The organism is Pedobacter agri PB92 (genome assembly GCF_000258495.1).
Classification (GTDB): domain Bacteria; phylum Bacteroidota; class Bacteroidia; order Sphingobacteriales; family Sphingobacteriaceae; genus Pedobacter; species Pedobacter agri.
Window position 1 is genome coordinate 1 of the sequence record NZ_AJLG01000055.1, and the last position, 19428, is coordinate 19428.

Genomic DNA, 19428 nt, shown 5'->3' on the forward strand with positions numbered 1-19428 from the left:
ACGTACACACTTGATGTCTGATCTGTCATATCTGTTTTTTAACTGACTACCACCTGCAGATAAATTGAAACTAAAATCGTTGCTTACTTTTTTATCATATCGGATTAGGAAGTCGCTGTTTGTTTCTGATGAATGGCTGTTTTGCTCCCTGTAAGATCCGAATATCAGTTTACTTCCCGCATCATAAGGACGTTCCTGCATTTGTCTTTGTTTTGCATAATCAACACTGGTTCTTACCAACAAGCTTAACTCTTTGGTAAACTGGTAGCTTAACTGAATGCTTCCGGTAACGTTGTTACGGCGTTGTTTATTTTTAAATTCGTTTACAACCGCATAAGGATTTTCTGGAAATGAGCTATACGGATATTTGATTAAACGATTCTCCTGACCATTTACCCAATAGTTTCTAATTGATTCCAAATCGGCGTTTGGCTGCCAGAAAATAAACCAATACATAATCGATTGGTTTCCGTAGCCATTGCCTGGCAGGTTATCACTATATCGGTTACCATAGTTTACCTTCGCCATTAACTTCAACTTCTTGGTGATGTCAGAGTTAATCGATAATGAAGCATTGGTACGTTCCACTCCAGAAAGAGGAATGATCCAGGTATTGCTTTGGTTAGAAATAGATGTACGGAAATTCGTTGTTTTTCCAAGTTTTCCATCTACACTCAACGTATTTGTAAGGTTCTCCCCTTTACTGAAAAATTCTCTGATCTGATTGGTGTAAGGTACCCATGGTGTACGCGTTAAGCCTACGTTTTGTCTTGTACCATCATATTGAAAAAAGCTTAAGCTCGGATCAAAGCGGGGACCATAGGCAGAACTTGTTCCGCTGGTACTGGCACCATCAGCACTTGCTCCATAAGAATAATACGAAGCTCCATCCAACCCTTGACCATACTCATATTGTAAGTCAGGCCAACGGTTAACTTCCTCGAATGAGCCATTTGAAGTAAATTTAATCCCTAATGATTTACGTTTCGAATTTCCAGATTTGGTCGTGATAATAATCGCACCGTTTGCACCACGCTGACCATATAAAGCTGATGCACCAGGCCCTTTTAATACAGTTACACTTTCAATATCTTCCGGATTGATATCGTTGATTGTACTTCCGTAATCTGCAGGCATATTATCACTTCCTGTTCCGTAAACTCCTCCCGATGTTGCTGCGGTACGGCGACCGCCACTGCTGCTTACTACAACCCCATCTACAACAACTAAGGCTTCATTATCGCCTGTTAAGTTATTCTCACCACGTAATATAATTTTGTTCGAACCACCAGGACCACTGTTTGATCTTACCAGATTTAAACCCGCAACCTTACCCGAAAGGGCGTCAGTCCAGTTAGTGGCTACCGCTTCGGTTAGTTGCGTACTATCTACCGTTGTAGTTGCATAACCCAATGCCTTTTCATCCCTTTTAATCCCTAAAGCAGTTACTACTACCTCGTTCAGCTGGCTGTTTGATGATTTTAAGCGGATAGTTAGTCCGTTTTGGTTTGAGCTAATGCTTCTTGTTACAACCGTATAACCAACCATATTAAATGAAATTGATCCGGCTCCCTGAAGCGTAACAGAGAAATCTCCATTGTCATTGGTAACCCCTAATACCTTTTTAGCACCATCACTAATAGTAGTTCCTACAAGCGGCTGCCCATCTTCATCATCCAGCACTTTTCCTTTCACTACAAACCGTTGAGATGGCTGTTGTGCCAGCACGCTTAAGGTTGATGATAGAAAAATACCAAGTAGAAAAATTTTGATGTAAAATGAAAAGGAATGGCTCGCTACCTGAAGGAACGATTTCTTTTCATCTGCCTGAAGATGCTTAGGGATTGCATCGCCAGTTTTTATTCCACGCCAAAACATGGAACTTGTTCTAGTAAAAAGTTTGTTCATATTATATCCGGTTATTAGGTTTCAATAATTAGTAATTTTCGTTTTATTTCGTCTTCGGATTAGCGGCAAAGTAAGGCTGTAGAGATTAAGGCCATGTTAAGCAACTGTTAAAAAACGATGGTGACGCTCATAAAATTACGAATTGTTGGTTTTACCATTTTTAATGGTTTCGATAATTAAATCTAGTAAAACAAATCGAAACTAAAAACAATTTATGAAAATCTGAAAAATTATTTCAGTTTTATTATTTCGGTTTGCCGGATATGGAAAGTTGAAAATTAAAATTAATCAAATTAGCAGGCTACTAAAAGTGATCGCAATAAGCGATTAAACTACTTTTAAGTCATAAAACCTGAAGTATCATTCTTATTTTATCAGAATACAATAGAAAGTAATATTTTAATTACATTTAATTTTTTTAAACATAATTTAAATATTAAATAACGTTATTAAACATAATGAAAGTTTTTAATGTAACTTTTATGTGCTGACATAATCGAAACTTAAAGAAACATCATTACTTAATACTTTGATAGGCAAATACGTATTTTATGTAAATTTTACTTAAAGAAATTGTTCTTTCCAGAAAAATCAATGCAGCTATTGGGAAAACTACCAGGCCAAAAATATTAAAACTGTAAAACAAATAAGCCAATACAAGTATCAAACGAAAGCACTCTAAATAGTAAATCCACTTGCGTTGTTCTAATAATGCTCCGATGTTGATTAATGTGATGATGATAAAAAATAATATAGCAAGCTGATCTGTAATATTCATCAGGTTAAAATATAATGTTAATCCGGTAAGCATCGCCACAACGATAATGAGTTGCGTATTCAAGTAAAACTTAAAACGAGGTTTAGATTGTTGTTTAATTTTATCCTGCCTAAATTTTCGTTCTAAAATTGGTCTGATATTTTGATCCATAAGTGCAGGGCTACCAAAAAGGGCATTCCATTTTGCCTTGAAGCCGTTCGCACGTTTATAAGCCTCGCCTATTTCAAGGTAGTAATGGAAGTGCTGCCACAAAAAGCTGTAGCTTTTCAACGGATGTGTCAACCCGAATTTAGGTGGTTCTTCTTCTGTTTGAAAGGTTCCGAAAAGTTTATCCCAAAACACAAATACATCACCGTAGTTTTTATCGAGGTATTTTTCATCGCTTGCATGATGAACGCCGTGCAAAGAAGGCGTGATAAATACATGTTCCAGCCAGCCTAACTTACCAACCAACTGGGTATGCGTAAAAAATGAATAGGCACCATGAACCAATAGAATCGTAATAATCATCGTTGGGTGAAAGCCTACAAATGGCAAAACGCACCAGAAAATATTTCTGAATAATGCCTGGAAGGTTGTTATTCTTGCGGCAGCAGATAAATTAAATTCTTCACTTTGGTGATGAACAATATGCGCTGCCCATAAAAAATTGATTTCGTGGCCTAAGCGATGATACCAGTACCAAACAAAATCTGTTGCAAGCAGTATCAATACCCATACATACCATGCCGAAGATATATCGAAAAGCGCATAATTGCGATAAACCCAATCATACAGTTGATAAAAACTGGCCGCAATAAACAGATTAAGCAATCGCTCAGCAATACCGATACTGAAATTGGCTACTGTGCTTTCGTATTTAAAAATTGTTGTTCTTTTTTGATTTTGGGCTATTTTATATTCGATATATACAAAGATGAAAAAAGCAGGAATAGCAAATGCGAGGTAGTTTAAGCCCATAATCTTTAATTTTCTGTTTTGAAGATAACGTCACAAACTTAATAATATTCTACTAATTACATAGATTTTGTAGTTTACTATTTTAAATTATCTTACTTTCTATTCGTTTTATGTTTTTTGATTCTATTAATTTGTAAAAATCAGTTATAGCATAATAAAATAAATATGGCGGCACAAAATAGCACCGAGCAGACTAACATCTTATCTATAGACATTGGCGGAACCAGCATCAAAACAGTTTTACTGGATGAGAACGGAAACATGTTATCAGAATATTTAAAGAGCAAAACACCTGAAGGTGCAACGCCGAAAGATATTGTTACTGGTATTGAAGAACTCATTAAACCTATCCCAAACACCTTCAACAGAGTTTCCATTGGTTTTCCTGGTTATGTAAAAAATGGAATTGTGAAAACAGCACCTAATTTGGCTAAAAACAAATGGGCTAATGTTGATTTGGCTCAACGTGTTTCAAACGCTTTAAACAAACCGGTACGATTGGTAAATGATGCCGATCAACAGGGCTTAGGTGTGGTTGAAGGAAAAGGTTTTGAGATTGTTTTTACCGTTGGAACAGGTTTTGGTACGGCGCTTTTATTTGATGGAGAGCTTCTGCCCCATTTAGAATTGGCTCATTTTCCCTTAAATAAAGATGAAGATTATGATGACTATATTGGCAATAAGGCTTTCGAAAAAATCGGAGGTGAGCGTTGGAACAAACGCTTAAAGAAGGTAATTGAAACTTATAAAACAGTTTTTAATTATGATTTCCTTTATATCGGAGGTGGTAATTCCAAAGAAATCGATTTTAAACTGGATGATAATATTAAGCTGGTAACCAATAGAGATGGAATAAAGGGCGGTGCGAAGCTTTGGAAATTAGCCGACAAATACAATATCTTTACGGTTAACCCGAAAGTGTAAAAACTACACTATTGATGGTTTTTTATTACAATCAATTAACAACAGCATCTCTAATATTAAAATGTAAACCCTAATTTTGGGTTACAAGCAAAAAAGCAAAAAATGTCAAATAACGAGTCTAAAAATTACAAATTGGGAATGATAGGGTTAGGCACCATGGGCCGCAACCTATTGTTAAACATGGCCGATAAAGGTTTCTCTGTAACAGGTTATGATAAAGATCATAAAATGATTGCCAAACTTGAAGAAGAGGGAAAAGCGCATAACTTAAAAGGTTATGATGATATTCAGGCTTTTATCAGTAGTTTACAAACTCCACGAACGTTAATTTTATTAGTTCCTGCCGGACCAATCGTAGATAGTGTTATTGCCGAATTAAAACCATTGTTAAGTAAAGGAGATATCATTATTGATAGTGGAAATTCTCATTTTACTGACACCAATCGTAGAGTTGATGAGCTGGAAAAAGAAGGCCTACATTTCTTCGGAATGGGAATTTCCGGGGGTGAAGAAGGTGCCCGTTTCGGTCCTAGTATGATGCCAGGCGGCGATAAACAGGCTTACAATGTGGTTAAAGAAGTTTTTGATGCTGTTGCAGCGAAAGTAGGTAGTGATCCATGTGTAACCTATATTGGTCCTGGTGCTTCCGGTCACTTTGTAAAAATGGTGCATAATGGTATTGAATATGCCATTATGGAGCTTATTGCTGAAGTTTATGGAGTACTAAAAAATGGTTTAGGATATTCAAACGCAGAAATATATCAGGTTTTCAAAAAATGGAATGAAGGTCGCCTGCAATCTTTCCTTTTGGAAATTACAGCAGAAATCTTCCTGTTTAAAGATACTGAAACACAGAACGACTTATTAGATCAGATTAAAGACGAAGCACGTTCAAAAGGTACCGGCAAATGGACATCAGAAGTTTCTATGGAGCTACAATTGCCTGTTCCTACCATTAATGAGGCTGTTTCTAACCGCGATTTATCAAAATTCAAAGCTTTAAGAGTTTCTTTAGAAGAAGCTTATGGCAAGAAAGAGAACAAAATTGATGTTTCTGTTGATGATCTGGAAAATGCTTTCTATTTTTCTATGATCAGTGCTTATGCTCAGGGCATGCATTTATTGGTTCAGGCATCTAAAGAATATCAATATGATCTCCAGTTGCAGGAAATTGCTAAAATCTGGCGTGGTGGCTGTATCATCAGGGCTAAATTTTTAGAAGATATTTATCAGGCTTACGATAAAAACAACTCATTAGAACATTTATTTGGTGACGGAGGAATTCAAGACATCATCAAATCTACCCTCAATGGCACCCGGAAAACCATCTCAGCTTGTATCAATGCAGGCATTGGTATTCCAGCTTTTGCTTCTACCCTAACTTATTTTGACACGATTACCACGGCTAGAATGCCTTCTAACTTAATTCAGGCTCAAAGAGATTTCTTTGGTGCACATACCTTTGAACGCATAGATAAAGACGGCGTTTTCCATGCTGACTGGAATAAATTATCATAATAAATTTGATTAAGAATTTCAATATAAAATGAAAACCAAAACCGCATTAAATCCAACAGTATTCGTAATATTTGGTGGTACGGGTGATTTAAATAAAAGAAAGTTAGCTCCTGCTTTATACAACTTATTTATTGAGGGTTACATGCCTGAGCAGTTTGCAATTATTGGTACAGGCAGAACTGAATTTACGGATGATACCTATAAAAGTGCTTTAGAAGATGCTGTAAATGAATTTTCTAGAACAGGAAAAGTAAAGAAAGATAAATGGGATGATTTTGGGAATACCATTCACTATTGCCCTACTGATTTTGCCCATCCGAAAACTTTCGAAAACTTAAAAGCTTCGGTAGATCAGTATAAAAAAGAATACGGTAAAGAAACACAGGTGATTTTTTACCTGGCTGTAGCGCCTAACTTCTTCCCGATTATTGCTGAATGCCTGCAAAAATATAAAATCACGCAAACAGATGATAACAGCAGAATTGTAATTGAAAAACCTTTTGGCCATGATTTAGATTCAGCAAAGGAACTCAATGCCCTGCTAAGTACAATTTTCACAGAGAAGCAGATTTACCGTATTGACCATTATCTTGGCAAAGAAACCGTTCAAAACATGATGGCTTTCCGTTTTGCGAATGCTTTATTTGAACCACTATGGAACCGATCATATATCGACCATGTACAGATTTCCGTAACGGAACAATTGGGCGTTGCCGATCGTGGCGGTTATTATGAAGGCGCTGGTGCATTACGCGATATGATTCAAAATCACTTGCTGCAGCTGTTATGTTTAATCGGAATGGAGGCACCAATCAACTTCGATGCCGATGAAATCAGAAACCGCAAGGTAGAAGTTTTAAGGGCAATGCGTCCTTTCTCTGCTGAAGATATTCGTTTCCATACCGTTCGTGGCCAATACAGCAAAGGCTGGGTAGAAGGAAAAGAAGTTCCAGGTTACCGCCAGGAAAAAGGTGTAGATCCTCATTCCAATACAGAAACATTTGCTGCGGTAAAATTCCATATTGATAACTGGAGATGGCAAGGCATTCCTTTCTATTTAAGAACGGGAAAACGTCTAAATCAAACGTCATCATTAATTACTATTCAGTTTAGAGATGTTCCGCATCAGATTTTCTCATCTGGTGTTACCGAAAACTGGCAACAAAACCGATTGGTTATCAGCATTCAGCCAGAAATGAGCATTCGTATGCAGGTGCAGGCAAAAAGACCAGGTTTAGATATGGTTTTAAATCCGGTTGATATGGTTTTTGACTATAAAGGAACTTACGAAGGTGACACACCTGAGGCTTACGAAACCTTATTGCTTGATGCCATGATGGGTGATCAAACGTTATTTATGCGTGGCGACCAGGTAGAAGCTGCCTGGGAACTGGTGATGCCAATTTTAAATACCTGGGAAAGTAAAAAATCTATTAATTTCCCGAACTATCCTGCTGATAGTTGGGGTCCGGAAGAAGCCGAAGCGCTTATTGCAAGAGATGGTTTCCACTGGTTTAATTTGCCACTGAAAAATAAAGAATAATAAACTACTCGTCATTGCGAGGTACGAAGCAATCTATTTCCCGGGAATTAATTGATAAGATTGCTTCGTGCCTCGCAATGACGTTTAATATTTTAGATATATGAATTTATTAATTTACAAAACGCTCGATGAGCTTACTGAAGATCTTGCTGATTACATCATTAAGATTGCAGAATTTTCCATTGAAGAAAACGACCGTTTCAATTTCGTTTTAACTGGTGGAAGCTCACCAAAAGCGCTTTACCAGTTTTTGGCAGAGAAGTGTGAACACAGAATCGACTGGGAAAAAGTGTATTTCTTTTTTGGTGATGAGCGTAATGTGGCTGCTGAAGATGAAAATTACAATGGCTTAATGGCGAAGAAAACTTTGCTTGATCCATTAAATATCAAAGATGACCACATATTTTATGTGAATACCACCCTTGCTCCTGAAAAGGCCGCAATTGAATATAAAAAATCGATCGATAAACATTTTAAAGGTGAAGATATTGTTTTCGACCTGATTCTTTTAGGTATGGGCGATGACGCACATACTGCTTCTATTTTTCCTCATACTACTTTAGTAAAGGACGAAGAAGTGAACGTGGCTTCGGTTTTTGTAGAAAAATTAAATACTTATCGCATCAGTTTTACTGCACCTTTAATTAATAAAGCTGAAAATGTAGCTTTTTTAGTTTTTGGCGAAAACAAAGCGGAAGCGATCAAACATGTAATTGGCGATGAGCAAAAAGACTTTGATCAATATCCATCTCAGTTAATTGATCCCATTGACGGAAAGCTTACTTTTTTTACTGATGAAGCTGCAACGAGACTGTTAGAAGAATAAAATGGCTTATCAGTTAAAAGAATTTTTAAATGGAAAAACGGAATATACCTTGAGTTTATTCCGTTTTTTTATTGATGAACTGAATACTTTGGGAGTGTTTGAGGTTAAAGCCACAAAAACAATGATCGCATTACAGTCGACAGTGAAGTTTGCTTATGTTACGCAATTGGGTAAGAACTTTATTCATATCGTATTACCTTTCAATCAGCCTTTTGACAATCAGTTATGCTTCAGCAAGATTGCAAATGTACCAGGAACTAATCAGTTTAACCATCACCTCAGGATTTACAATGTCGAAGATTTCAACGATGAAGTGATGTATTTTTTAAAACTCGCTTACGAAGGAAATCATCATGCCTGATCCAGTTTCTCTTCGATGAGCAGTTTAATAATACCATCTGCCATACCAACCTTGGGCACATAAATTTGCTTTATACCCGTCCATTTCATTAAGGTTAAATAAATCTCACTTGCAGGAATAATTACATCGGCACGATCGGGATTTAAGCCAAGTTCATGAATACGTTCTTTTAAAGAATAGCTGGTGAGCTTATTGTAAAGTGCATTGAGTTTTTGAATAGACATCGGCGCCCCGTCTTTCTCATCGCTCATTCTAAAAAGTTTATTAATGTTTCCACCGGTCCCAATTGCCGCCAAATGTTTTTGTGATTTGGTATGTTCCTTCACCCATTCTTTCATTTCGTCCCAAGTTTCTTCCTTGTCCTGGTTGTCGAGCATACGGATGGTTCCAATATTAAACGACCTGGATGCTTCCGGCACACCTTTTACAAAAACGGAAAGTTCTGTACTACCACCGCCTACATCAATATACAAATAGGTTTTGTTTTCGTCCAGATCTTCTTCAATGTGGTTAGCGTATATAATATTGGCTTCACGCTGACCTTCAATAATTTCGAGCGTTAAATCCGTTTGTGCTTTAATTTGTTTGACAATATCCTGTCCGTTACCGGCCTCCCGCATGGCTGAAGTTGCGCAGGCCAGATATTCTGAAACATGATAAACATCCATTAAACCTTTGAAAGCAGCCATCGTTTTAATCAAATCACCTGCTTTCCGTTCAGAAATATGATGATCCAAGAAAGCATCGTCGCCTAAACGCAGTGGAACCCTGATTAACGTATTTTTTTTGTATTTATATTTTCCATCCCGTTTGCTGATATCGGCTATGAGCAGCCTAACGGCATTCGATCCCACATCTATCGCTGCGTATCTTAACATTATGATTGGTGCTTGGTTTTTAAATAGTTGTAAATATCTACCTGTGCTCTGATTTTTTTACTGAGCCTGTTTTTGTGGTATTTGTTATTGTTTGCTGCATTAATCTGGCGAGATTTCGTGTTATCCTGCAACTGTAAATCAATGATATCCTGAATTTCTTGTTTTACATCTGAATCTAATACCGGGAAACCCACTTCTACCCTATGCTCAAAATTGCGGCTCATTAAATCAGCAGAAGAAAGATACATATCGTTTTTGCCATTGTTACTGAAAATGTAAACCCGGGCGTGCTCTAAAAATTTATCGATGATACTGATGGCCGTAATGTTTTCACTGAAGCCTTTCACTCCGGGAACCAGACAGCAAATACCGCGAACAATCAGCTGAATTTTAACACCGGCATTACTCGCATCGTACAATTTCGAAATGATGCCTTCATCTGCTAAACTATTTACTTTTAGCATAATATAAGCCAACTTTCCGGCTTTAGCATTTCTAATTTCGCGGTTGATAAAATTGATGAGCTTTGAACGACTTTCTAACGGGGAAACAATTAAATGCTTAAATCCTTTGGTTACCGTTCGCTTGCTCAAGGCATCAAATAACTTTACCAAATCATTCGTAATTTCTTTTTTCGCTGTGAAAATACTGTGATCGCAATATAAACCTGCCGTTTTCTCGTTGAAGTTACCGGTAGCTAAATTAGCATAGTACACCGGTTTTTCTTTCTCCATCCGCTTCACCAGGCAAATTTTCGAATGCACTTTGTAATCAGTTAACCCATAATTAACTTTAACACCTTCTTCCATTAAACGACTTGTCCAGTAAATATTGGCCTGTTCATCAAACCTGGCTTTTAATTCTAACACCACTGATACGGATTTTCCATTTTTAGCGGCATTAATTAAGGCGTTTATTACTTTAGAGTTTTCTGCAAGCCTATATAATGTAATTTGAATTTCTGTTACTTTAGGATCGATCGCTGCTTCACGTAAAAACAGAATAATGTAGTCATAGGATTGATAAGGAAGGTTTACCAAATAATCACGAAGGGCAATTCTACTAAAAACACTTTGCGTTCGTGGTAAATCATGTACTTTCAATGGAATATTTGGTGCATACTCCAGTTCTTTCTTCCCCACATTTGGAAAGGCAATAAAATCTCCAAATTTGTGATAGCTATTACCTGGAATTAGGCTGTCGGCGTCTAATTTTAACTTGTTTACTAATACCGTGAGCATATTCAAAGGCATTGCGGAATCGTAAAGTAAACGCATTGGTTTTCCTTTTTTGCGTTTTTCCAGGCTGTTTTTTAAATCTTCAATAAACTTATCATCAATATTTTTATCAATATCGAGTTCGGCATCACGCGTAAGCTGGATAGAGTAAGCTTCTAAATGATCATAAGTAAAAACGTAGAAAATATCGTCCAGACAGTAGCGAATAATATCTTCTGCTAAAATGATGAATTTTAAATCATTGGTTTCTGGTAAGACTAAAAATCTGGGTAAATTAGGGGGAATCTCAATTAAGGCATACTTTTCCCTTACCTTGGTATCTTTTTTTGACAACTTAACGAAAAAGTAGAGGTAACGGTCTTTTAGCTCCGGAAACGGCTTATCCATATCCAGCATGATCGGAACCAGGTTAGAAAGGATTTTATCGCGGAAGTGATTTTTCACAAACTCGCCCCTGCTTACATTTAATTGCGTATCATTTAAAATGAAAATCCTGTTTTGAGCCAATTCATTTATTAAGGTAGCCTGAAATAACAAATCAAACTTTCGCTCCTGTTTAACAACAATATTTTTAATTTCATTGAGGATCTTTTTCGGATTATAGCCTAATAATGCCTTTGCTTTATCATTTAAATTAGTAAGCCTCGACATGGTGGCGACCCGAACTCGATAAAACTCCTCCAGGTTTGAAGAAAATATAGATAAAAACTTAATCCTTTCAATAAGTGGGACGCTTTCATCGGCCGCTTCCTGCAGAACCCGATCATTGAAATACAACCAACTTATCTCTCTGTTTAAAAATGGAATTTTCTTCTTGCTCATTAAAAAAAATAAAAATCCCTGCGTAACAGGGATGCTCAAATCTGCAAATTAATTTGTTAAATTGATGTTAACAAATGACGGTGTTCACGTTAACAAATTGTTTCATTTTCTATACTTATTAAAAATGTTTAAAGCAGTTTTTTAGGCAAGCTTTTAATACTTTTTGATTTATTAGCGGGTATAGCTGTTTTAGCCTCAGCTTTACTTGCATCATCTTTTGCTTCAGTAGTTTTGGTTTCCACTTGTTTAACGGATGGTGTTTTAGGTTTAGCTGCAGAAGCCGTTTTGCTAACTGTTCTTTTAACCGGAGCTTTGGCCGTAGTTGTAGCGTCTGTTTTTTTAGTAGCATTATTTTTTACGGCAGCAGCTTTGGGTTTAATTGCAGATGCTGCTTTTGCGGCTGTCTCTTTAATCTTCTCAACTGGTTTAGCCAACACTTTTTCAACTTTATCTTCAGAAGCAATCGCTGCAACTTTAACACTTTGAACTATTGGTTTCGCCTTGGAGACAGCCTTTTTAACCACCTTGGCAGCAGATTTATCGGCTTTATTTATCGTTTTAACTACTGGTTTTTTCGCTTCCTTTGCTTTTGATTTTGAGGATTTTAATAAATCATCAATTTTATGTCCAACATCTGCTTTAATCACCGTGAATTTTTTTGTGAGTTTTTTTGCGACACGTTTGCTTGCCTTGGCCACCTCGGTACTAATCTCTGAGGCGTCATGCCCTAAACTTTTTATTACATCTAAAAATTGTGCAGTAATAGATTGCTCTAGTTGTTTTGCAGCTTCTTTTTTGGTGGCTTTTTTTTGAGACTTCGCTTTAGTGGTTTTCATATTATTTTTCGTTTTTTTGTGTGAGAGATTTATTTTCAACTAAATCTACTTAATTTTTTAATTTAAAGCTAAAAACATGCCTTCTTTTGATATTGTAAGTAAAGTTGATGCCCAAACCCTTGATAATGCAATTAATAACGCTAAAAAAGAAATCTTAAACAGGTTTGATTTTAATGGCTCAAAAAGTACTATCGAACTGGATAAGAAAACCAATGTGGTAACCATCGTTACCGAAGACGATATGCGTTTGAAAGCCATTGAAGGTTCTATCATTTCCAGAATGATGAAACAAAATTTAGATCCTAAAAGTTTGGATTTTGGAAAAGAGACCATTGCTTCCGGCAACATGATCCGCAAAGAAATAACCATTAAGGAAGGGCTTGATAAAGAAGCTGCTAAGAAAGTGGTTGCTAAAATAAAAGCCAGTGGTTTAAAAGTACAGCCTTCCATAATGGATGATCAGGTGCGTGTAACTGCGAAGAAGATTGATGATTTGCAAGCGGTTATCTCTTTATGCCGTGGCGAGGATTTTGATCAGCCATTACAGTTCATTAATATGCGCAACTAATAATTAATTTGATAAGCTATTATTAGCTCAAATAATAGTTTATCATTTACAGATTAACCAATAATGGAAATAAGCGAAAACGGATTTATATTTTCAGATAATAAGGAATTGCTTAAAGTTGATTCCATTCATCACTATTTGAGCACAGAATCTTACTGGGCAAAAAATATTTCTTTAGATACTGTTCGAAGATCAATTGAAAATTCACTTTGTTTTGGCATCTATAAAGACAATACGCAAATTGGTTTTGCCCGCTGGATCACAGATAAAGCCACCTTTGGATGGCTTTGTGATGTTTATATTGAGAACGATTATCGTGGTCAGGGATTGTCAAAAAAGCTAATTTCATTTATGATTTTCCATCCCGATCTTCAAGGTTTGCGGCGTTATCAATTGGCCACTTTGGATGCCCATGGTTTGTATGAGCAGTTTGGGTTCTCGCCAATTCAAAATCCTGAACGACAAATGGGAATCGTTATCCCTAATGCCTACACAGCACCTGCTGAAGATTAATTCAAAAACCTTTTTCTGGGTTACGTGTTTTCAATACACATCAAAACATTGAATCCACATGAAAAAGATATTTCTGCTATCTACAGCAATTGCATTTACGGTAAGTTTCCAGGCCTGTCAAATCGCAGATAAAAAATCGGCAACTACAAAAGACAGTGTTGCGGGCGATACAAATATGGTTAATGGCAACCATGTTACAGGGGCCGAAAGTACACAATCGGGACTAGATGAAGCTGGAGCTACCTTTTTAAGAAAAGCTGCAGTTGGTGGCATTATGGAAGTTGAAGCTGCTAAAATTGCAGCAAAAAATGCGTCGAGTCAAAAAGTTAAAGATTTTGCTGCTCAAATGCTGGCCGATCATACTAAAGCCAATACTGAACTTAAAGCACTCGCAGTAGAGAAAAAAGTAATTACTCCAGATGCTTTACCTGCTGAAGATCAGATTCATCTGGACGAGATGAAAAAAATGACCGGTGCTTCTTTTGACAAGCATTACATTGACATGATGGTTACTGACCATGAAAAAACAATAACACTTTTTAAAGATGGTGCTCAAAATCGTGATGCTTCACTAAAAAGCTGGGCTACAAAAACTTTAAAGGTAATTGAAGGGCATGATGTTGCTGCGAAAGAGATTGCCTCAAGCTTAAAATAATTGTGATATAAATAACTGACAAAAATCCCGATCATTAAGCTGGTCGGGATTTTTATTTTAGGAAATGTGTGAAAAGCATCATTTTTAATACATTTTATAGGAATGAAAAAAATTAAAATTAACTTTCGACGTTTAATACAAAAATAAGTAAATGAATAAGAGTAAAATTTTTAAAGCGCTGCTTAGCGTTGCTGTAGTGAGTGCGGTTCCATTTATAGCGAATGCGCAGAAAGCAAATTGGCAAAACCTTGATTTAAGAACTGATTCAACGTTTGGTATCAGTACTGAAAAAGCATATAAAGAACTTTTAAAAGGTAAGAAATCGACCAAAGTTATTGTAGCTGTAAATGACGGTGGCGTTGAAGCAACACATGAAGATTTAAAAAGAATCATGTGGGTGAACGCCAAAGAAATTGCAGGCAACGGAAAGGATGATGATAAAAACGGATATGCTGATGATATTCACGGATGGAATTTTATTGGTGGCCCAAAGGAATCAATTAACTTTGAAACCCTGGAATTAACCCGTTTAGTTCGCCGCGATCAAACCCGTTTTGCAAATACTACTGATGCAAATGTAGCAGAAAAAGACAAAGCAGATTATGAAGCATTTAAAGCCAGAAGAGCTGATTTGGAAAAACAACTGGCAGAAGCCAAACAAGGTTTGGCTGGAATTTCCGGTTTCAAAAATGCTTTAGACGCAGTTGTAAAGAAAATTGGCAAAGAGAACCCTACGCTGGAAGATTTCAAAAACTTCAAACCATCTTCTGATATAGAAGGACGCATTCAGGGTATCTTAGTTCAACAACTCGAAAAAGGAAGCTTTGCAGATTTTTACGAAGATCAAATTAAAGAGGGTTATGATTACTACACCCGTCAGGCGGAGTACAATCTAAATGTTGACTACGATCCTCGTGCAATCGTTGGCGATAATCCAAATGATCCTAAAGAGAAATTTTACGGAAATAATGACGTTGCAGGTCCTGATGCCATGCATGGTTCTCACGTTGCGGGTATCATCGCTGCCGATAGAACAAACAAGCTGGGTATCATGGGTGTGGCAGACAATATTGCCATTATGGGCGTTCGCTGTACACCTAATGGAGATGAGCGTGATAAAGATGTAGCTAATGGCATCCGTTACGCGGTAGATAATGGCGCAAAAGTAATTAACATGAGTTTTGGTAAAGCATATAGCTGGGACAAAGCCGTGGTTAATGAAGCCATGAAGTATGCCGCATCGAAAGATGTTTTAATTGTTCAGGCTGCCGGTAACGAAAATAAAGACATTGACAAAGAAAATAACTTCCCTAACCACAAAGATTTAGATGCGAAGACAATTGCCTCATGGATTACCGTTGGTGCTTCTGGCCCGAAAGATGATGAAACTTTAAAAGCAAGTTTTTCAAACTTTGGTAAAACACAGGTTGATGTTTTTGCTCCTGGTGTGCAGATCTATTCTACTGTTCCAGGTTCTAAATATAAAAACCTTAACGGAACCAGTATGGCCTCTCCTGTTGTGGCTGGTTTAGCGGGATTAATTCGTTCATATTATCCAAAATTATCTGCTGCGCAGGTAAAAGAAATCATTGTTAAATCAGTAACAAAAGTGAACCACAATGTTTCTTACAAAAAAGGTGATGAGGAAGATGCAGAATCTGTTTCAGTTCCTTTCTCTGATTTATGTATCAGTGGTGGTATCGTAAATGCTTACGAAGCATTAAAGTTAGCTGCAACTTACGGTGCAAAAACTGCAGCAAAATAATCGCAGTGATCAACATTCATTCATAACAAGAAAGGCGAGCCAAATGGTTCGCCTTTCTTGTATGAAAAAACATATACCTAAACCGTATCCATATCGATAACAAAACGGTATTTCACATCACTAGCCAGAACGCGTTCGTATGCTTCGTTGACGTAATTGATATTAATCACCTCTACTTCTGATACGATATCATGTTCAGCACAAAAATCTAACATTTCTTGAGTTTCTTCAATTCCGCCAATGCTTGATGCCGTAATCGCTCTGTTTCCACGCATCAATGCAGACCCCGGAAACTTTAATGGTTCCGGCGGTAAACCTACACAAATGTGAACACCATTTACATTCAATAGCTTTAAGTACGTTTCGTAATCGTGTGGTGCTGAAACTGAATCGATAATGTAATCGAAATGGTTAGCATATTTCGCTAACTCTTGAGGATTTTTGGTTATTACAAAGTGATGCGCACCTAATTTTTTAGCATCTGCTTCTTTTGATGGAGAGGTACTCAAAACAGTAACATCAGCACCAAAGGCAACAGCAAACTTCACGGCCATGTGCCCCAAGCCGCCCAAACCTAAAACAGCAACTTTATGTCCTTTTGTAATGCCCCATCTTTTTATTGGAGAATAAGTTGTAATGCCCGCACAAAGTAAAGGCGCAACACCCGCCAGCGGAAGTTTTTCAGAAACACCTACCACAAATTCTTCGGTACAAACTATTTTATTTGAGTAACCACCATACGTTGGTGTTTTTTTATCACGTTCAACGCTGTTGTAAGTCCAAACTGTTTCCCCTTTTTCGCAAAACTGTTCTTGTCCACCCCTGCATGTTGGGCATTCCTTACAGCTATCAACCATACAACCAATACCAGCAAGCTGACCAACTTTAAACTTGGTTACTTCCGAACCAACTTCGGTAATCCGTCCAACAATCTCATGCCCAGGAACCATTGGATAACGGGCTGGCCCCCATTCGCTACGTACCTGATGAATATCTGAGTGGCAAATTCCACTAAATAAAATCTCTATTAAAACATCCTTCGGCCCAACATTCCTTCTTTCGAAATTCCATGGAGCCAATTTATCGGTCTGGCTGTGAACAGCGTATCCTTTTGCAGCTATCATATAATATTATTTTTCGCCAAAGCTATATAAACGACCTGTAAATGCTGAAATCGAAGCAATCTAAATGGTTTATCGTTTGTAAAATTAACCTGCTAAAACTTTATCAGGAGTAATTGGCAGGGTTCTAATTCTTTTACCTGTAGCATTAAAAACAGCATTGGCCACAGCCGCAGAAAAACCAATTAAGGCAATTTCGCCCATTCCTTTAGCGCCCATCGGATTAATATACGGATCGGGTTTATTAATAAAATGAACTTCAATTTCCGGAATATCGGCATTGACCGGAACATGATAATCTGCAAAATTATTATTGATATATCGTCCGTAACGGTGGTCGATAATGGATTCTTCATGTAAAGCCATTCCCACACCGCCAACTGCACCACCAACCATCTGGCTGCGGGCCGTTTTTGGACTCACAATTGAACCCGAATCACCAACAGAAACGATTTTATCAACCTTTACCACGCCGGTTAAACTATGGACTTTTACTTTTACGAAATGGATAGAAAAGGAATACATGGAATAATCTTCCCGCTCCTTACCAGCCTGGCTTTGTTTAGTCACTTCGATTTGTGGAAGATTATTTTTCTTCAACACATCTACAAAATTGGAAGTCGCATCCATGTTTGAGTTTGCGGCAAGCTCTGCAATAGTCGATTTTAAGCTTACACAAACATCATTGACCGCTGAGCCAACGGTAGAAAGCGTGGCTGAACCACCCTGGCTTGGTGCTGGAGGCAAAGAAGAATCGCCCAATTCAAACTTGATTTTATCACCTGGAATACCTAAAAGTTTGCTTGCAATTAAAGTCATTCCGGTTCCAGTTCCTGGCCCGATATCGCTTGTTGCACTTTGCAGCACCAAAGTTCCATCGGCCTTTAAAATACCTTTCACACTTGCTCTACCTCTGTTTGCGTTGAAAACACCAATACTTACACCGAAACCGTATTTCCATTGGCCATCAATCAAACTTCCGGGTTTGTTTTTACGTTCGTTCCATCCAATCTTCTGAGCACCTACACGATAAGCTTCTTTTATATTTTTATCTGAAAACGGCTTGTTTCGTTGCTGATCTTTTTCAGGATCATTTTTAATCCTAAACTCAAGCGGGTCCATATCTAAAGCATGCGCCATTTCATCAATAGCACTTTCTAAGGCAAAAGCGCCGGTGGCCTCTCCAGGTCCACGCATCCAGATGGGTACGCCTAAATCAACCGGCACAACGGTATACTGTGTATTCACATTATCGCACTGATACATGAATTTAGCCATGTTTACTACACCTTCCGTAAAATTTTCATAAGCAGAAGTTTCGCCAAATGCCCGATGTGTTATACCTGTTAAAGTGCCATCCTTATTTGCACCTAAACCAATGGTTTGTACTGCCGCCGGACGATTACCCACCATAGTAAACATTTGCATTCGGGTAATTACCAATTTAACTGGCTTCGCGATGTGTTTTGAAGCCATTACCGTAGCAATTTCAAGCGGCCAGGTTCTTAAAGCCATACCAAAACCACCTCCAACAAATTCAGAATTTACCTGAATATTTTCGATAGGGATTTTAAAAACATTTGCAATAGTACCTTGTGTAGCCTTTACTCCTTGGGTTTTCGCATAGACTGTTACCTGATTATTTGGCCGCCAATCTGCTATAATTCCATGCAATTCCATTGGGTTATGCGTTTCAATTGGGAGATGATACTTTGCTTCAATCTTTACTTCAGCCGTTTTATAAGCATTTTCAACGCCACGCTTATATTCTGGCTGACCTTGAAGTTTCTTTGCCTTAACATCGGTGACGGCTTTCTCAAAATCAGTATTAAAATCTTCTTTAGCATAAGTTACCTTAACTAATGAAGCGGCATAAGTTGCTCTTTCAAAAGTGTTGGCAACCACTATCGCTATGGGTTGTCCATTAAAGAAAATTTTATCAGTATAGAATATCTTAAATGGCGAACCGCCTTCTTGTTCATATGCCGGCGCTGATGGTTTATTCAAATGAGAAATTACAGAAACTACACCGGGGGCTTTTTCTGCTGCTTTGGTATCAAGCGAAGTAATTTTTCCTTTGGTAATGGTACTGGTTACTAAAACACCATAAGTTAATCCTGGCAATTCGTATTCAGCAAAATATTTGGCCTTCCCCGTAACCTTGTAAATTCCATCTACACGGTCATTTGCATCTTTTAAAACTCTTTTTTCCAT

At 37.5% G+C, this 19428-nt stretch carries 16 protein-coding genes; 9 read left to right on the plus strand and 7 right to left on the minus strand.

Going from position 1 to position 19428, the window contains the following annotated elements; all coding sequences use genetic code 11:
• Window positions 1–1908 (minus strand): TonB-dependent receptor plug domain-containing protein (locus tag ON09_RS10020; RefSeq protein ID WP_238533644.1); only part of this gene is annotated, 1908 nt, incomplete at its 3' end.
• A 517-nt stretch (window positions 1909–2425) separates the two neighbouring features.
• Window positions 2426–3646: a sterol desaturase family protein gene (locus ON09_RS10025; RefSeq protein ID WP_010600931.1), complete on the minus strand. Its 1221-nt coding sequence runs from the start codon at window positions 3644–3646 to the stop codon at window positions 2426–2428.
• 165 nt (window positions 3647–3811) lie between these two features.
• On the opposite strand from ON09_RS10025, the gene ON09_RS10030 reads away from it, so the two are divergent.
• The 5 genes from ON09_RS10030 to ON09_RS10050 all read left to right on the plus strand — a co-directional run bounded on the left by ON09_RS10030 (window position 3812) and on the right by ON09_RS10050 (window position 8818).
• Window positions 3812–4570 carry an ROK family protein gene (locus tag ON09_RS10030; protein ID WP_010600932.1) on the plus strand — a complete coding sequence of 253 codons (759 nt, stop codon included), beginning with the start codon at window positions 3812–3814 and terminating at the stop codon, window positions 4568–4570.
• Window positions 4571–4672: 102 nt separating this feature from the next.
• Window positions 4673–6088 (plus strand): NADP-dependent phosphogluconate dehydrogenase, encoded by a 1416-nt coding sequence (gene gndA, locus ON09_RS10035; protein ID WP_010600933.1) that lies wholly within the window; start codon window positions 4673–4675, stop codon window positions 6086–6088.
• 28 nt (window positions 6089–6116) lie between these two features.
• A complete protein-coding gene (gene zwf / locus ON09_RS10040) occupies window positions 6117–7631 on the plus strand; it encodes a glucose-6-phosphate dehydrogenase (RefSeq protein ID WP_010600934.1) in 1515 nt (504 codons plus the stop codon).
• Window positions 7632–7731: 100 nt separating this feature from the next.
• Window positions 7732–8457, plus strand: a complete 726-nt coding sequence (pgl, locus tag ON09_RS10045) for a 6-phosphogluconolactonase (RefSeq protein WP_010600935.1) — start codon at window positions 7732–7734, stop codon at window positions 8455–8457.
• A 1-nt stretch (window position 8458) separates the two neighbouring features.
• Entirely contained in the window at window positions 8459–8818 is a 360-nt protein-coding gene (locus tag ON09_RS10050; protein ID WP_010600936.1) for a DUF5655 domain-containing protein, read from the plus strand.
• Here the strand turns inward: ON09_RS10050 and ON09_RS10055 are convergent.
• The 3 genes from ON09_RS10055 to ON09_RS24225 form a co-directional block, all read right to left on the minus strand.
• On the minus strand, window positions 8809–9696 hold the full coding sequence (locus ON09_RS10055) for a Ppx/GppA phosphatase family protein (RefSeq protein WP_010600937.1): 888 nt from the start codon (window positions 9694–9696) through the stop codon (window positions 8809–8811). The genes ON09_RS10050 and ON09_RS10055 overlap by 10 nt on opposite strands.
• A complete protein-coding gene (gene ppk1 / locus ON09_RS10060) occupies window positions 9696–11756 on the minus strand; it encodes a polyphosphate kinase 1 (RefSeq protein ID WP_029204257.1) in 2061 nt (686 codons plus the stop codon). Before ppk1 ends, ON09_RS10055 begins: the two co-directional genes overlap by 1 nt.
• 128 nt (window positions 11757–11884) lie before the next feature.
• Complete coding sequence (locus tag ON09_RS24225) at window positions 11885–12592, minus strand: hypothetical protein (RefSeq protein WP_010600939.1); 708 nt, start codon at window positions 12590–12592, stop codon at window positions 11885–11887.
• Between the two features lie 76 nt (window positions 12593–12668).
• On the opposite strand from ON09_RS24225, the gene ON09_RS10070 reads away from it, so the two are divergent.
• The 4 genes from ON09_RS10070 (at window position 12669) to ON09_RS10085 (ending at window position 16093) form a co-directional block, all read left to right on the plus strand.
• Window positions 12669–13160: a YajQ family cyclic di-GMP-binding protein gene (locus ON09_RS10070; protein ID WP_010600940.1), complete on the plus strand. Its 492-nt coding sequence runs from the start codon at window positions 12669–12671 to the stop codon at window positions 13158–13160.
• A gap of 63 nt (window positions 13161–13223) precedes the next feature.
• Window positions 13224–13673 (plus strand): GNAT family N-acetyltransferase, encoded by a 450-nt coding sequence (locus ON09_RS10075; RefSeq protein WP_010600941.1) that lies wholly within the window; start codon window positions 13224–13226, stop codon window positions 13671–13673.
• A 58-nt stretch (window positions 13674–13731) separates the two neighbouring features.
• Window positions 13732–14328 carry a DUF4142 domain-containing protein gene (locus tag ON09_RS10080; RefSeq protein ID WP_010600942.1) on the plus strand — a complete coding sequence of 199 codons (597 nt, stop codon included), beginning with the start codon at window positions 13732–13734 and terminating at the stop codon, window positions 14326–14328.
• A gap of 151 nt (window positions 14329–14479) precedes the next feature.
• Window positions 14480–16093, plus strand: coding sequence for a S8 family peptidase (locus ON09_RS10085; RefSeq protein WP_010600943.1), 1614 nt, complete (start codon window positions 14480–14482; stop codon window positions 16091–16093).
• Window positions 16094–16170: 77 nt separating this feature from the next.
• Here the strand turns inward: ON09_RS10085 and ON09_RS10090 are convergent, their stop codons facing one another.
• The gene (locus ON09_RS10090) at window positions 16171–17217 is read right to left on the minus strand and encodes an NAD(P)-dependent alcohol dehydrogenase (RefSeq protein ID WP_010600944.1); all 1047 of its coding nucleotides are present in this window, start codon (window positions 17215–17217) and stop codon (window positions 16171–16173) included.
• Between the two features lie 84 nt (window positions 17218–17301).
• Window positions 17302–19428 (minus strand): xanthine dehydrogenase family protein molybdopterin-binding subunit, encoded by a 2127-nt coding sequence (locus tag ON09_RS10095; protein ID WP_010600945.1) that lies wholly within the window; start codon window positions 19426–19428, stop codon window positions 17302–17304.

Excerpts from the sequence above, each read along its gene's own strand:
- ON09_RS10095 (WP_010600945.1), bottom strand. The coding sequence starts at position 19,428 with ATGGAAAAAAGAGTTTTAAAAGATGCAAATGACCGTGTAGATGGAATT.
- ON09_RS24225 (WP_010600939.1), bottom strand. The coding sequence starts at position 12,592 with ATGAAAACCACTAAAGCGAAGTCTCAAAAAAAAGCCACCAAAAAAGAA.
- ON09_RS10050 (WP_010600936.1), top strand. The coding sequence starts at position 8,459 with ATGGCTTATCAGTTAAAAGAATTTTTAAATGGAAAAACGGAATATACC.
- ON09_RS10030 (WP_010600932.1), top strand. The coding sequence starts at position 3,812 with ATGGCGGCACAAAATAGCACCGAGCAGACTAACATCTTATCTATAGAC.
- ON09_RS10085 (WP_010600943.1), top strand. The coding sequence starts at position 14,480 with ATGAATAAGAGTAAAATTTTTAAAGCGCTGCTTAGCGTTGCTGTAGTG.
- ON09_RS10080 (WP_010600942.1), top strand. The coding sequence starts at position 13,732 with ATGAAAAAGATATTTCTGCTATCTACAGCAATTGCATTTACGGTAAGT.
- zwf (WP_010600934.1), top strand. The coding sequence starts at position 6,117 with ATGAAAACCAAAACCGCATTAAATCCAACAGTATTCGTAATATTTGGT.
- gndA (WP_010600933.1), top strand. The coding sequence starts at position 4,673 with ATGTCAAATAACGAGTCTAAAAATTACAAATTGGGAATGATAGGGTTA.
- pgl (WP_010600935.1), top strand. The coding sequence starts at position 7,732 with ATGAATTTATTAATTTACAAAACGCTCGATGAGCTTACTGAAGATCTT.
- ON09_RS10075 (WP_010600941.1), top strand. The coding sequence starts at position 13,224 with ATGGAAATAAGCGAAAACGGATTTATATTTTCAGATAATAAGGAATTG.
- ON09_RS10025 (WP_010600931.1), bottom strand. The coding sequence starts at position 3,646 with ATGGGCTTAAACTACCTCGCATTTGCTATTCCTGCTTTTTTCATCTTT.
- ON09_RS10055 (WP_010600937.1), bottom strand. The coding sequence starts at position 9,696 with ATGTTAAGATACGCAGCGATAGATGTGGGATCGAATGCCGTTAGGCTG.
- ppk1 (WP_029204257.1), bottom strand. The coding sequence starts at position 11,756 with ATGAGCAAGAAGAAAATTCCATTTTTAAACAGAGAGATAAGTTGGTTG.
- ON09_RS10070 (WP_010600940.1), top strand. The coding sequence starts at position 12,669 with ATGCCTTCTTTTGATATTGTAAGTAAAGTTGATGCCCAAACCCTTGAT.
- ON09_RS10090 (WP_010600944.1), bottom strand. The coding sequence starts at position 17,217 with ATGATAGCTGCAAAAGGATACGCTGTTCACAGCCAGACCGATAAATTG.